This is a genomic window from Synechococcus sp. A10-1-5-1, from assembly GCF_023115425.1.
GTDB lineage: Bacteria > Cyanobacteriota > Cyanobacteriia > PCC-6307 > Cyanobiaceae > Vulcanococcus.
Genome location: NZ_CP096032.1, coordinates 1,528,934 through 1,541,519, shown reverse-complemented (window position 1 = coordinate 1,541,519; position 12,586 = coordinate 1,528,934). Strand labels below are relative to the sequence as shown.

Sequence of the window (12,586 nt, the reverse complement as noted above, 5' to 3'; positions counted from 1 at the left end):
TGACGGGGCCACAACATCAATGGTCTGGCAATAAAAAACCCGGGCTACTGCCCGGGCTGATTGTTTCAAAGAAGCAGCTTGAAATTAAACGGCTGCGACTTCGCTATTGCTCTGTTGCTCCGCCAGAACTTTTTCGAGTCCTTCTAGATCCTCTTCCGTGATCTTGGTCTGCATCGGGCAATGCTTGGGACCACACATCGAGCAGAACTCGGCCTGCTTGTAGATATCGGCAGGCAGGGTTTCGTCGTGATACTCCTTGGCTCGCTCGGGATCGAGGGAGAGTTCGAACTGCTTGTTCCAGTCGAAGGCGTAACGGGCGCGGCTCAGCTCGTCGTCGCGATCGCGGGCACCGGGACGGTGACGAGCAATGTCAGCAGCATGGGCAGCGATCTTGTAGGCGATCAGGCCTTCGCGCACGTCCTCGGCATTGGGCAGACCGAGGTGCTCCTTGGGGGTGACGTAGCAGAGCATCGCCGTGCCATGCCAGCCGGCCATGGCTGCACCGATCGCTGAAGTGATGTGGTCGTAACCGGGGGCGATGTCGGTGACCAGAGGACCGAGCACATAGAAGGGCGCCTCGTTGCACTCCTCCATCTGCTTTTTGACGTTGAACTCGATCTGGTCCAAAGGCACGTGGCCCGGACCTTCGACCATCACCTGAACGTCATGCTTCCAAGCGCGGCGGGTGAGTTCGCCCAAGGTCTTCAGCTCAGCCAACTGAGCGGCATCAGAGGCATCGTGCTGGCAACCCGGACGCAGGGAATCGCCCAGGGAGAAGGTGCAGTCGTAGCGCTTGAAAATCTCGCAGATGTCGTCGAAGCGCGTAAAGAGCGGGTTCTGCTTGTGGTGATAGAGCATCCACTGGGCCAGGATCCCGCCGCCACGGCTGACGATCCCGGTTAGGCGGCCCTTGACCTTGGGCAGGTGCTCGATCAGCAGACCAGCGTGGATGGTCTGGTAGTCGACGCCCTGCTGGCAGTGCTTCTCAATGATGTGCAGGAAGTCATCTTCCGAGAGACGCTCAATCGAGCCGTGCACGCTCTCGAGGGCCTGATACACAGGCACCGTGCCGATGGGCACCGGCGAAGCATTGATGATCGCCGTGCGTACCTCATCGAGATTCACGCCACCGGTGGAAAGGTCCATCACGGTGTCAGCGCCGTACTTCACGGCCAGCTCAAGCTTCTTCACCTCTTCGGAGGCATCAGAAGCGTTGGGTGAGGCGCCGATATTGGCGTTCACCTTGCACTTGGAGGCAATGCCGATCGCCATCGGCTCCAAGTTGGTGTGATTGATGTTGGCCGGGATGATCATGCGGCCGCGGGCCACCTCTTCCATGACCAGCGACTCAGGCAGGTTCTCCCGCTTCGCCACATAGGCCATTTCCTCAGTCACTACCCCCTGCCGGGCGTAGTGCATCTGGGAGACGTTGGCTTGACCTTTGCGCTTTTCGATCCAGGCGCTACGCATAACCGCTATGGCGTTGGGCGGGGGCGCAACCTGAGTGTCTCTTCTCACTTCCCTGCGCCGGCATGACCCGGATCAGGTTCGGAGGGTGTGATCTCAGCCCCCGCGTGGGAGGCACCCCTAGTGACTGCCAAAACCTAGCAAGGCTGAGACTGCAGCCCGTTCAACGCGGCCGCAACGACGCGGTGATCACTGTCCTGCTGCAGGCCCTGCAGTACCTCTCGCGCCGCGCTACTGCCCTCACGAACCAAGCGAGCCAAGATTTCTGTGCCGCCAACTCGCACCGTGCCATCGGCCTCGGCCACGGCGAGGCGCGCCAACTGCAGCAGTTGCTCCTGAGCGATCTCGGGGTGCTCAGCCACCGCCGACAGGATGCTGCAGCGAATCAGCCACTCGTCTTCAGACACGAACGCGTCCAACAGCAAGGGCCAGGCCCGATCTAGGCCATGACTCACCAGAGCATTCGCCGCCTCCGCACGCACGGCCACCTCTGAGTCGTACTTCAAGGTCTGCACCAAAGGCTCCCAGCCGGCAGGCGTGGGCTTGTGACCCAACCCTGAGCAGCTGAGTTGACGCAGGATCATGTCGTCCTGCTCAAGCCCGAGCAGCAACAGCGGCTCCGCTTCTTCAGGGCTTGCATTGACCAGGCTGGCCAAGGCAGGACGCGCCCTGCCGGGGTTATCCGAGGCGATCGCTTCGCGAAGGTCGTCGACGTTCATCGGGCCACTCTGCCTCTATTGCTGGTCCCTCAGGATGCTGAGAATTGCCCGGCGCCGGCGACGCCAACTCCAAGCGCTCTGCAAAAGCAGGGCCAAGCCAATCAACAGGGCAGGCAGTGCCTGCAGGCGATCAGGACCCTGGCGGAGCAGGACTCCGAGCAGCCCCAGCACCACCAACAGCAGCGTGGAGCACGCCAGCAGATCACGCCCCAATCGGCTGATAGGCGTCATGCCGCAGCCCGCTCCAACCAACGCAGCAGGCTCGCGCTCAACACCTCAACGCCCACCCTGACCGAGGCTTCATCGGCAGCAAAGGTGTTGCTGTGCAGGGGGGTGCAGCCATTGGGACCAGCCACCCCCAAGCGGAACATTGTGCTGGGGGTCTCGCGCTGCAGCTCAGCAAAGTCCTCAGCCCCCAAAGACGGCTGCTCGAGCCACTCCACCTGGGGGTGTCCCAGCAGTGCCACGGCCTCATCCGCCAGCAGCTGCGTCAGCTCGGCGTCGTTATGGACCGGCGGAGAAATGCAGCGGTAACGGACGCGGGCCTCGCCGCCATAGCCCTTACAAATGGCCTGCACGGTCTCCTCAATCCAACCCGGCAGCTGGGCGTGCAACTCCAGGTCCAAACAACGGACCGTGCCCAGCAAGCGCACGTGATCCGCGATCACATTGAAGGCCTTACCCCCTTCAATCCGCCCAAAACTGACCACCACTGGATGCAGCGCATCCAAACGGCGACTGATCGCCTCCTGCAAGCCACTCACCACCCGCGCAGCAATCCAGATGGCATCGGTGCTCTGGTGGGGACGGGCCCCATGGCCACCCTCGCCCAAGACCTCCACCTCCAACTCCCCAGCGGCTGCGGTCAGGCTGCCGCTACGGACGCCAATCGTGCCCACCGGAAGACTGGGGAAAACATGCACCCCAAACAGGGCATCCACCCCCTGCATCGCCCCATCGGCGACCATCCAGGCCGCCCCTTGCGCGGTCTCTTCCGCCGGCTGAAACAGCAAACGCACCGTGCCGCTCAGATGCTCGGCCAGAGGACCAAGGATCCGAGCCACCCCTAAGCCAACAGTGGTGTGGATGTCGTGGCCGCAGGCATGCATCAAGCCCTGATGCAGGGACGCATAGGGCAGGCCTGTGCGCTCCTCCACCGGCAACGCGTCCATGTCCACCCGCAGGGCCACCAAAGGACCACTGCCTGAGCCCAATTCCGCCATGACCCCCGTGCGGCCGACGCCTTCCTGCACTCGCCACCCCAGCTTGCGCAGTTCGCCGGCCACCAACGCGGCGGTCTGATGCTCGTTGCCGCTGAGTTCCGGATGGGCATGCAGATGCCGCCGAATGGCCAGGAGCTCCTGCTGGGCGACCTGGACCTCCGCCTTGAGCTGATCGCGGGAGAGCAGTTCAGGCATCAGCTGCTCAGGGCCAAAAAGTCAGACAGGGCTTTGGTCGGAACCGGCGGCCAGCGCCGAATTTCTAAAAGCCATTCTGGCTGGCGATAGCGCGGGTCCAAGCCCGCCGCTGAGGCCCAATGGCTCTCGGCTTCTCCCGATTCGCCCTTGCGCCAGAGCAAGGCCGTCAAAGCCGCCCTGGCATCAGCAAAGAGGGGATAGCGGCGAATGATGTTGCGCAACTCCTTCTCAGCCCGGTCCAAATCCCCCAGTTGAAAGTCAGCCAGGGCCGTACTGGAGCGCGCCATCGCAAAGCCGGGACGTTCCTGGGAGGCCTGGTCAAAACTGTCGCGGGCCTGCTGCCAATCGCCTTTGGAGCCCTGGACATTGCCCAGGTTGTAGAGAGCTGAAGCATCCAGGCCACGCTCGAGGATCCAGCGGTAATCGGCTTCAGCGGCATCCCACTGCTGCAGGGCTTCTTCGGCAGTGCCGCGGTTCAGATGGGGATCGGCGTTGCTGGGATCGAGCTCCATCGCCTTGGACTGATCAGCAATGGCCGCCTCGGGATCCCCGAGGGCCAGCTGGATGTTGCCGCGATTGCTCCAAGCCGCCGCGTCCTCCGGAGCCAGCTCCAGCACCTGATTCCAAAGGTCCAGTGCCTGGGGGAAGGCCCCCTCACGACTGGCCGTCAGGGCCTGGTCAAACAGTTGGGGCAGGCTCAGCTGCACCGCCAACAACAGAGCGAAGAAAGCCGTCATGCCGCTTGATCCTGCAGGTGATCAATGCCGGCCTGGGTGATCACACGCCCGCGGGGGGTGCGTTGCAGCAGGCCCTGCTGCAACAGGAAAGGCTCCACCACCGATTCCAGGGTGACGGGATCTTCCCCTAAACCAGCGGCGAGAGTGTCAAGACCCACGGGTCCGCCGCCGTAGCCGCTGTGGAGCAGATCCAACAGTCGCCGGTCGCTGGCATCCAAGCCGCGGCCATCCACCCGGTGCAGGCTCAAGGCCTGTTGCACCACCTCGGCACTCACCCGGGCATGACCACCGACGGAGGCCACATCACGCACGCGACGCAGCAAGCGATTGGCGATCCGCGGGGTGCCCCTGCAGCGGCGGGCCACCTCTAAGGCCGCCTCTTGCGCCAAGTCGATTTGAAGCAAACCAGCTGCTCGCTGCACGATCGCCTGGAGATCCTCAAGCCCGTAAAACTCCAGCCGCTGGATCAGACCGAAGCGATCCCGCAGCGGCGAACTCAAGGAACCCGCCCGCGTCGTCGCCCCCACCAAGGTGAAGGGAGCCAAGGGGATCGTTCGGGTCCGGGCCGTCGTGCCCTTACCGACGGTGAGATCAAGGCGAAAGTCTTCCATCGCCGGATAGAGCAATTCTTCGGCGACCCGGGTCAGGCGGTGAATCTCATCGATAAACAGCAGCTCCCGGGGCTGCAGATTCACCAGCAAACCAACGATGTCGCGGGGGCGCTCCAGAGCCGGAGCACTGGTGATGCGGCAACGCACCCCCAACTCCTCAGCCAAGACCATCGCCATCGTGGTCTTCCCCAACCCGGGGGGGCCGTAGAGCAACACATGATCCAGGGCTTCATCCCTAGCCCGGGTGGCCTCAATCGCGATCCCAAGAACCTGCTTGAGCTCGCTTTGGCCGATGTAGTCGGCCAACTGCTTGGGCCTCAGGGAATCCTCCCGCTGCAGCGGCTTCTCTTGCTCGCTCACGGCAGGATCCACCAACCTCGGGGCCGGCTCACGCGGCGCTGTTGATCCCGAAGAGACGATGGCCATCGCCCGAGGGTATCGGCAGCGGACGGCCACCGGCCAGCGGGTCCATCCCTAGGGTCGGTGCACCTGGATCACAGCGCCATGGCCAAGGGCGGGGGCAAAAAGAACGCCAAGGCCCTTCGGGATGCCGCAAACAAGCTGTTGGCGGACAACCGCTTCGCAAGGCATCAATACGAAATTCTCGAAACCCTGGAGTGCGGCGTTGAGCTGATGGGCACCGAGGTCAAGTCCATCCGGGCTGGCCAGGTGAACCTGCGGGATGGCTTCTGCCTGATCCGCAAAGGGGAGCTGCAACTGCACAACGTCCACATCTCTCCCCACACCCACGCCGGCGCCTACTTCAATCACGAGCCCCTCAGGACCCGTCGTCTCCTGGCTCACCGCAATGAGATCGACAAACTGCGCATCGCCGTTGATCAGAAGGGCCTCACCTTGATCCCGCTCAACATCCATCTCAAGGGGTCCTGGATTAAAGCCACCATTGGCCTCGGGAAGGGACGCAAGCTCCATGACAAGCGTCAGGAGGAGCGGCGCAAGCAGGACATCAAGGACGCCAAAAAAGCAATCGCCCGCTACTGAGTCGGGTCAACGCGCAGAGACAGCGTCAAGCTCGCCGACGACAAGCCATCGTTGCTGACCAAGACCTGAACCGGGGAGCGTTTGACCTCGCCCAAGCTCACCACCCGTAGCGGGCCGCGGGCTTCCAGTAGCTGCCCATCGGCAGCAAAGACGCTCATCTGCATCAAGGGAGATCCCCTCACCCCCAGGACCAAACGACTGGCCGACGGAACCTGAATCGGGAACACCCGGGCACCACCGGCCGGAACCCATGCGGAGACGGTTTGAGTGCTGTTGCGCTTCCCCTTGATCAACTCGATCTGCAGGTTGCCCAGGGCCTGTTCGGCGGCGGCGTACCAGAGCTGCCGAAAGGGCTCCGCGGGGATCTCAGCAGCCTGAGGGCCGCTCAGCAGGTTCAGGGCACTACCGGAGACCAGCTTCTTCACCACCTCTGGGCTGAGCCCCTGGGCCACGAGACCCTGCTGACGACGATTCCAATCCGTGGCGGTCAGATTGCCCAAGCGCGGGCGCAACTGCAGGGGCAGCTGCTCCACGCGGCTCAACCAATCTTCAGCCAATTCACTCCAGACCTTGCGTAGGGGTGCATCGGCTTGGCTTGCCGAGGGCAGCCGACCACCTCGCTCCAGCAAGCTGGCATCCACCAACTTGAGGAACCAGCGCCGATCCACCTGCAAGGCCCGCAGGCGATTCAGCAGCTGCTCCCGCTGATTGATCTCCGCCGCCGGCAAGCTCGAGCGCAATCGAAAACTCGGTAGCGCCGTTGGGCCCGTGACCTTGCCCCGGCTCAACAGCAACCAGCCCACAGCCGTGCCCACCAGCGCCGCGATGACCAACGCAAGCACCACTGGCCAGAGCCGTCCTTCCGCGTCCTGTTCCTGCTTCCGTTTTCGCCGCTTGGAGGGTGTCGAGTGCCGCACCACCGGAGGTGGTGCTGGTGCAGCGACAGTGGGCGTGAACTGTTGGAACGCCGCTAGGGCCGCTGCCGCCGAGGGGAAACGCAACTCCGGCCGATCGCTACTCAAGGCCTGGAGCGGCCCCATGGACTCGAAGGCGGCCGCGGCCTGATCACCAAGTAAGTCCTGAGCCAAATCCGCGAGGGAGAGGAGATCCCGCTGGGGATCCCAGGGGGCTATCTGCTCCAGGGCCAGGGGGACGGGCAGCCCATCCGCGGCACGCCTCAGGATTTGAGCCGGTGACCAATCCGCACAGGACAGGCGCTGGCTGTGCAACAGCGAGAGCAATGGCAGGAGCTGGCGCAGCAACTCCAAGACGTCCTCGAGCGAGAAGGTCTCACCGGCATCCAGCAAGGCCTGCAGGCTCTCCCCCTCCTGCCAGGGGCGCGGCAGCCAGAGGGCCTCGCCTGTGTTGATCAGATCCCCAAAACGAGGCAGCTGGGGATGCAAGACCCCCTGGAGCTGAAGCCAGCGCTTGCTCAACTCCTCCCGCTGCGCATCCGTTAAATCGCTCAGGACAGTGAGATGGGTCGGCGCATCGGCAGCTGCCTGATCCAGGGCTAGCCAGCGGTGATCCGCGAGGGATCGCTCCAAGCGATAGCGACCGCCGATCAGCGCTCCCGGCTCAACAACACCCGTGCTCGGATCGTCTTCCACCAACGTGGATCAGGCCGCGCGCTCAGGTTGATCCAGACCTTTGCCCTTGAGCCACTCACCGTCATAAAGCCGTGACCGATAGCGATCGCCGCTATCGCAGAGGACCGTGACGATGGTGTGCCCGGGACCCATCCTGCGGGCCGTCTCAACGGCGGCCGCAACGTTGATGCCAACGGAGCCGCCGAGGAACAGACCCTCCTGCCAGAGCAGGTCGTAGATGGTCTGCAGCGCGTCCTGATCGTGGATGCGAACGGCGTCATCCACCGGGGCACCCTCGAGGTTCGCGGTCACGCGGCTGTTGCCGATGCCCTCGGTGATGGAGTTGCCTTCGCTGCTGAGTTCACCGCTGGTGGCCCAGCTGTAGAGAGCACTGCCGTGGGGATCGGCCAAGACACAGCGGAGTTGGGGCTTTTGCTCCTTTAGGTACAGGGCCACACCGGCATAGGTTCCACCTGTGCCGGTAGCTGCAACCCACGCATCCACCTGGCCGCCGGTTTGCTCCCAAATCTCCGGCCCCGTGGTCCGGTAGTGGGCGCGGCGGTTGGCGAGGTTGTCGAACTGATTGGCCCACACCGCGCCGGGAATCTGCTCGGCAATGCGGCCCGAGAGGCGGACGTAGTTGTTTGGGTCCTTGTAGGGAACGGCGGGAACGGTGCGGACCTCGGCCCCCAGGCTGCGCAACAGACCGATCTTCTCTGCCGATTGGGTCTCAGGGATCACGATCACCGCCCGGTAACCGCGGGCATTGCAAAGGTGCGTCAGGCCAATCCCGGTGTTGCCCGCCGTGCCCTCGACCACGGTGCCGCCGGGCTTGAGCAGACCCTGCTCTTCGGCCTCCAACAGAATCCCCAGGGCCGCCCGGTCCTTAACGGAGCCGCCAGGGTTCATGAACTCCGCCTTGCCGAGGATCTCGCAACCGGTCAAGGCACTCAGGGCGTTCAGACGAATGAGCGGGGTCTGGCCCACTGCACCGACGAAGCCGGATGCAATCCCCGGAGTGCTGGCGCCCATGCCCGTTCCTGCGTTACGGGGATCGTAGAAGCGTTGATGCAGCAGGGTTGAGCTTCTAGGGTCCGCTCAGCAGAAGCCGTTGGGATGGTGTCGACCGCAGCTGCCGCCGTGATGCCGCGGCTGCAGGAGATTCGCCGTGCAACAGAGACCTTGATCGAGGGACTGGAACCGGAGGACCTCTGCCTGCAGGGGATGCCGGACGCGAGTCCAGCGAAATGGCATCTGGCGCACACCACCTGGTTTTTCGAGGAGTTCCTGCTGAGCGAGCTGGAGAACTACACCTGCGCCGACAGCCGTTGGCGCTACCTGTTCAACAGCTACTACGAAGCCATTGGCGAACGGCACCCCAGACCGGAGCGCGGCCTGTTGAGCCGGCCCTCGATTGCTGAAGTGCTGGCCTGGCGCCAGCGGGTAACGGGCGCCCTGATGGCCGAGCTGGATCGCCTCCCGGCAGCCCTAGTGGAGCTAGGGCTGCAGCACGAGCAGCAACACCAGGAGCTGTTGTTGATGGATCTCTTGGACGGCTTCAGCCGCAATCCCCTTGAACCCGCCGCCAACCCCCTCCCCGAAGCGGCCTACGACGCCAGCTGGAGCAGCCCGAGTCCCAAGGGCTGGCACAGCTTCGAAGGCGGCCTCGTGGAGATCGGCCTCGAGCCCGCCTCCGGCTCGTTCCACTTCGACAACGAAGCCCCAAGGCACCGGATCTGGCTGGAGCCCTTCGCCATCAGCCAAGGACTGGTGAGCAATGGCGACTACGCCGCCTTCATCGCCGACGGGGGATACCAGCGCGCCGACCTCTGGATGAGTGAGGGCTGGGCCCTGGTGCAAGAACGTGGCTGGCAAGCCCCGCGCTATTGGCGCGGCGACTGGGAGTTCAGCCTCGCCGGCCGGAGGGCACGCCATCCAGGCGCCCCCGTCAGACACATCAGTTGGTTTGAGGCCGATGCCTACGCCCGCTGGGCTGGGGCCCGCCTACCCGAGGAAGCCGAATGGGAACTGGCGGCAGGCAGCGGTGAACTGGAGCAGGTGTTCGGCTGCCTATGGCAATGGACCGGCAGCCCCTACAGGCCCTATCCAGGCTTTGCGCCAGCGGCAGGGGCCATTGGTGAATACAACGGCAAATTCATGAGCTCGCAGTTCGTACTGCGGGGCAGCTGCTTTTTAACGCCCGCTGGCCACGAACGTCTGACCTACCGCAACTTCTACCCGCCGCACAGCCGTTGGATGGCCAGCGGGATTCGACTGGCGATGGGGGGCCAGCCATGACCAGCACCCTGCAACGCAGCGGCGTCCCCGAACTGCTCGATCTCCATCCCGCCGCGGCAGACATGCAGCAGCTGGTGATCGAGGGCCTGAGTCAAACCCCCAAGCAATTGCCAGCCTGGTTTCTCTACGACGCAGAAGGCTCGCGCCTGTTCGACCTGATTTGCCAGCAGCCGGAATACAGCCTGACCAAGACCGAAACCGCCCTCCTCCAAGACCAGGCGATGGCCATGGCCGCGGCCCTGGGGGAGGGCACCCTGGTGGAATTCGGAGCCGGCAGCGCCCGCAAAGTCGGACCGCTGCTCAAGGCCATGCAGCAGCCGGCCTACGTCGCCCTCGACATCAGTGCGGACCATCTCGCCCAGGCCTGCACGCGCCTCCAAGCGGACCATCCAGGCGTACCAATGCTGGGCATCTGCTGCGACTACAGCCAACTGGAGCAGCTGCCAAGCCACCCCTTGCTGAAGCAGCAGCGGCGTCACGGTTTCTTCCCCGGCAGCTCCCTGGGGAACTTCACCACCGCCGCCGCTGAGGCACTACTGCGGCAATTTCGGCGTCTGCTGGGTCCCGGCGGAACCCTGCTGATTGGCATCGATCAACCCAAGGCAACCGAGCGGCTTGAGGCGGCCTACGACGACGCAGCCGGTGTCTCAGCCCGCTTCGCCCTCAACCTGCTGCAGCGGTTGAACCGCGATCTGGGCAGTGACTTCGACCTCGATCAGTTCCGCTACCAAGCCCGCTGGGTCCCCGAGGCCAGCCACATCGAAATGGCCCTGATCAGCCAGCGGGAGCAAACGGTGAAGGCCTGCGGCCAAACCTGGCACTTCGCCAAAGGGGAGGCCTTGATCACCGAAACAAGCCACAAATACAGCCCCGAGGCCTTCCTCGCCCTGGCCTCTCGGGCGGGCTGGGCTAGCGAAGCCCGTTGGAGTGATCCCCGCCATGACCTATCGCTGCACCTGCTGAAGCAGGCAGACTGAGCGCCCTCAAGGACGTGCGATGGCGAGGGAAGATCAGCGGCGAGCCTCCCGGGAACTGCGGGAAGGCCTGATTGAACGGCTCGAGGAGCTCTACGGCGAAGCCTTCGAACAACTGACCACGCAGAACCTCGGAGAGGGCGCCATCGCCCGGCTCACCCAGTTACTGCTGCGCTCGCGGGAGGCGGCGATCACTCCCCTGCAGGAGGAGATCGAAGCGCCCCTGATCACCCGGCCCCCATCGGCGTGAGTTCCTGGTCCTGGTGGGATGAGCTGGAGCAAAAACTCGAGCAGCAGCTCGAGAGTTTCCTCAGGTCCCATCCCGAACAGAGCGAGCGGCTCCGGCAAGACCAGCTGAATGAGGCCGCCCAGCTGCGGCGCCAGCTGCTGGAGCTCGCTGCGGAGATCAAGCAGTGGCAAGAGCGGACGAAAAAAGCGCAGGCCGCTGGTGCCCACGACCTGAGCAAACGGGCACGGGAGCACCTTGACCAGCTGATGGAGCAGGGCCGGGGGCTCTGGCAGCGGCTGGAAGCCATCGGCCAAGACCTCCACCAGCCAGCCCCGCGCAGCGAGGACCTGGATTCGGCCTGGGCCCGCTTTGAAACGGAACAGGCCCTTGAAGACCTGCGCCGGCGACGGGGGCTCTGATGGGCTTTCTGCTCTCCAAACTGCTGCCGCTTCTGGTCTATCCCCTGGGCCTGGGGTTGCTGCTGCAACTCGCCGGGCTCGGCAGTGGCCGCAAACCCAAATTGAGCCGAGCGCTGGGGGCCTCGGGCATCGCCATGGTTTGGCTGTTTGCCATGCCAGTCACCAGCCGGCAGTTGATCTGGGGCTTGGAGGAGCGGGCGGCGGCGCTCACACCAAAGACGATCCCCAACGCCGACGCCATCGTCGTGCTCGGCGGGGGGCTCAAGCCGGCCTTGCCACCGAGGCGGGGCGTTGAAGTGAGCGAAGGGGGAGATCGCCTGCTGACCGGAGTGCGGCTGATGCGCCAGAACAAGGCAAGCACCCTGGTGACGAGCGGCGCCCAGATCAGCTTCACCGCGGCTGATCCCGCCCCCGCGGAAGCCTTCTCCGCCAAAGTACTCGCCGAGGAACTCGGGGTGCCAAGTGAGCGGATCCTGCCCAACCCCCTCTCGACAACCACGGCCGAGGAAGCCCGCGACATTGGCCAACTCGCCAAGAAACAGGGCTGGACGACGGTGCTGCTGGTGACCAGCGCCTTTCACCTGCCCCGCTCGCTGGCCACGTTTGAGAAGCGCAGCGGCCTCCAGGTGATCCCCGTGGCCTGTGATTTCCTGCTGCCGGAGCGCCAACGCTTGGGGCGCCCCACCCCAGGCTCCGTGGTCCAAGACCTCCTGCCTGATGCAGGAGCGCTCTACCTGAGCAGCGTGGCCCTCAAGGAACACCTGGGGCTGGTGCTCTATCGCCTCAAGGGCTGGGCATGAAAAAGGCCCCTGAAGCGGGGCCTTGCAAGATCACTTCTTGGGTTCGGGGGGAACCAAGCTCACACCCTCGGGCGGCGGAGTGGGGTCGGGATCGGCGATCAGCATGTGCTGCAGCACGATCTCGGGCCGCTCGCTGTCGCGCCAGCGAATCCGGTAAGCGGGCATCTTGGTGCCGCGGCTGGTGGTTTGCTCCACCGGCTCCATCACCCAGCCCCGGCGGGAGCGGCCCTGGGGATTGCGCTTCACTACAGCATCTGCATGCTTAAAGCGGAAGCCGACGCGTTCGCCACTCATCGAATCTCGAGCCCCCGAATGGGGGAGAT

15 protein-coding genes and 1 riboswitch are annotated in these 12,586 nt (G+C 64.3%); of the genes, 6 read left to right on the top strand and 9 right to left on the bottom strand.

The features are described from left to right. Positions 1-84: 84 nt before the first annotated feature. From thiC to ruvB, 6 genes are all read right to left on the bottom strand, one after another. The gene (gene thiC / locus MY494_RS08265) at positions 85-1,470 is read right to left on the bottom strand and encodes a phosphomethylpyrimidine synthase ThiC (RefSeq protein ID WP_247909778.1); all 1,386 of its coding nucleotides are present in this window, start codon (positions 1,468-1,470) and stop codon (positions 85-87) included. Positions 1,471-1,502: 32 nt separating this feature from the next. Continuing rightward, positions 1,503-1,599, bottom strand: a riboswitch (TPP riboswitch). Positions 1,600-1,604: 5 nt separating this feature from the next. Next, a complete protein-coding gene (locus tag MY494_RS08260) occupies positions 1,605-2,186 on the bottom strand; it encodes a HEAT repeat domain-containing protein (RefSeq protein WP_247909777.1) in 582 nt (193 codons plus the stop codon). Between the two features lie 15 nt (positions 2,187-2,201). Beyond that, complete coding sequence (locus MY494_RS08255) at positions 2,202-2,417, bottom strand: DUF3188 domain-containing protein (protein WP_247909776.1); 216 nt, start codon at positions 2,415-2,417, stop codon at positions 2,202-2,204. Further along, entirely contained in the window at positions 2,414-3,604 is a 1,191-nt protein-coding gene (locus MY494_RS08250) for an amidohydrolase (protein ID WP_247909775.1), read from the bottom strand. The genes MY494_RS08255 and MY494_RS08250 overlap by 4 nt, the downstream gene beginning before the upstream one ends. Beyond that, positions 3,604-4,341, bottom strand: a complete 738-nt coding sequence (locus tag MY494_RS08245) for a tetratricopeptide repeat protein (RefSeq protein WP_247909774.1) — start codon at positions 4,339-4,341, stop codon at positions 3,604-3,606. Before MY494_RS08245 ends, MY494_RS08250 begins: the two co-directional genes overlap by 1 nt. Further along, positions 4,338-5,378 carry a Holliday junction branch migration DNA helicase RuvB gene (ruvB, locus tag MY494_RS08240; RefSeq protein ID WP_247909772.1) on the bottom strand — a complete coding sequence of 347 codons (1,041 nt, stop codon included), beginning with the start codon at positions 5,376-5,378 and terminating at the stop codon, positions 4,338-4,340. Before ruvB ends, MY494_RS08245 begins: the two co-directional genes overlap by 4 nt. A gap of 78 nt (positions 5,379-5,456) precedes the next feature. Here ruvB and smpB point away from each other — a divergent pair, with 78 nt between their 5' ends. Next, positions 5,457-5,954, top strand: coding sequence for an SsrA-binding protein SmpB (gene smpB / locus MY494_RS08235; protein ID WP_247909770.1), 498 nt, complete (start codon positions 5,457-5,459; stop codon positions 5,952-5,954). On the opposite strand, the gene MY494_RS08230 is transcribed toward smpB, so the two are convergent. Both MY494_RS08230 and MY494_RS08225 read right to left on the bottom strand, forming a co-directional pair. Next, a complete protein-coding gene (locus tag MY494_RS08230) occupies positions 5,948-7,564 on the bottom strand; it encodes a serine/threonine protein kinase (protein WP_247909769.1) in 1,617 nt (538 codons plus the stop codon). The genes smpB and MY494_RS08230 overlap by 7 nt on opposite strands. A gap of 9 nt (positions 7,565-7,573) precedes the next feature. Next, positions 7,574-8,575: a cysteine synthase A gene (locus MY494_RS08225; protein ID WP_247909767.1), complete on the bottom strand. Its 1,002-nt coding sequence runs from the start codon at positions 8,573-8,575 to the stop codon at positions 7,574-7,576. An 84-nt stretch (positions 8,576-8,659) separates the two neighbouring features. Between MY494_RS08225 and egtB the strand changes: the two genes are divergently transcribed. The 5 genes from egtB to MY494_RS08200 are packed head-to-tail and all read left to right on the top strand — an operon-like array spanning position 8,660 to position 12,263. Beyond that, on the top strand, positions 8,660-9,841 hold the full coding sequence (gene egtB, locus MY494_RS08220) for an ergothioneine biosynthesis protein EgtB (RefSeq protein ID WP_247909766.1): 1,182 nt from the start codon (positions 8,660-8,662) through the stop codon (positions 9,839-9,841). After that, positions 9,838-10,818 (top strand): L-histidine N(alpha)-methyltransferase, encoded by a 981-nt coding sequence (gene egtD / locus MY494_RS08215; protein ID WP_247909764.1) that lies wholly within the window; start codon positions 9,838-9,840, stop codon positions 10,816-10,818. Before egtB ends, egtD begins: the two co-directional genes overlap by 4 nt. 19 nt (positions 10,819-10,837) lie before the next feature. Beyond that, a complete protein-coding gene (locus tag MY494_RS08210) occupies positions 10,838-11,065 on the top strand; it encodes a hercynine metabolism small protein (protein ID WP_185186541.1) in 228 nt (75 codons plus the stop codon). Then, the gene (locus MY494_RS08205; RefSeq protein WP_247909763.1) at positions 11,062-11,463 is read left to right on the top strand and encodes a hypothetical protein; all 402 of its coding nucleotides are present in this window, start codon (positions 11,062-11,064) and stop codon (positions 11,461-11,463) included. Before MY494_RS08210 ends, MY494_RS08205 begins: the two co-directional genes overlap by 4 nt. Then, the gene (locus MY494_RS08200; protein ID WP_247909761.1) at positions 11,463-12,263 is read left to right on the top strand and encodes a YdcF family protein; all 801 of its coding nucleotides are present in this window, start codon (positions 11,463-11,465) and stop codon (positions 12,261-12,263) included. Before MY494_RS08205 ends, MY494_RS08200 begins: the two co-directional genes overlap by 1 nt. Before the next feature lie 30 nt (positions 12,264-12,293). Here MY494_RS08200 and MY494_RS08195 read toward each other — a convergent pair whose 3' ends face one another. Then, entirely contained in the window at positions 12,294-12,557 is a 264-nt protein-coding gene (locus MY494_RS08195) for a hypothetical protein (protein WP_010314125.1), read from the bottom strand. Positions 12,558-12,586 lie beyond the last annotated feature (29 nt).

What these genes read in the sequence shown, in the direction of transcription:
- smpB (WP_247909770.1), top strand. Translation starts at nt 5,457, where the DNA reads ATGGCCAAGGGCGGGGGCAAAAAGAACGCCAAGGCCCTTCGGGATGCC.
- egtB (WP_247909766.1), top strand. Translation starts at nt 8,660, where the DNA reads ATGGTGTCGACCGCAGCTGCCGCCGTGATGCCGCGGCTGCAGGAGATT.
- ruvB (WP_247909772.1), bottom strand. Translation starts at nt 5,378, where the DNA reads ATGGCCATCGTCTCTTCGGGATCAACAGCGCCGCGTGAGCCGGCCCCG.
- MY494_RS08200 (WP_247909761.1), top strand. Translation starts at nt 11,463, where the DNA reads ATGGGCTTTCTGCTCTCCAAACTGCTGCCGCTTCTGGTCTATCCCCTG.
- MY494_RS08210 (WP_185186541.1), top strand. Translation starts at nt 10,838, where the DNA reads ATGGCGAGGGAAGATCAGCGGCGAGCCTCCCGGGAACTGCGGGAAGGC.
- MY494_RS08255 (WP_247909776.1), bottom strand. Translation starts at nt 2,417, where the DNA reads ATGACGCCTATCAGCCGATTGGGGCGTGATCTGCTGGCGTGCTCCACG.
- MY494_RS08195 (WP_010314125.1), bottom strand. Translation starts at nt 12,557, where the DNA reads ATGAGTGGCGAACGCGTCGGCTTCCGCTTTAAGCATGCAGATGCTGTA.
- MY494_RS08250 (WP_247909775.1), bottom strand. Translation starts at nt 3,604, where the DNA reads ATGCCTGAACTGCTCTCCCGCGATCAGCTCAAGGCGGAGGTCCAGGTC.
- MY494_RS08260 (WP_247909777.1), bottom strand. Translation starts at nt 2,186, where the DNA reads ATGAACGTCGACGACCTTCGCGAAGCGATCGCCTCGGATAACCCCGGC.
- egtD (WP_247909764.1), top strand. Translation starts at nt 9,838, where the DNA reads ATGACCAGCACCCTGCAACGCAGCGGCGTCCCCGAACTGCTCGATCTC.
- MY494_RS08245 (WP_247909774.1), bottom strand. Translation starts at nt 4,341, where the DNA reads ATGACGGCTTTCTTCGCTCTGTTGTTGGCGGTGCAGCTGAGCCTGCCC.
- MY494_RS08225 (WP_247909767.1), bottom strand. Translation starts at nt 8,575, where the DNA reads ATGGGCGCCAGCACTCCGGGGATTGCATCCGGCTTCGTCGGTGCAGTG.
- thiC (WP_247909778.1), bottom strand. Translation starts at nt 1,470, where the DNA reads ATGCGTAGCGCCTGGATCGAAAAGCGCAAAGGTCAAGCCAACGTCTCC.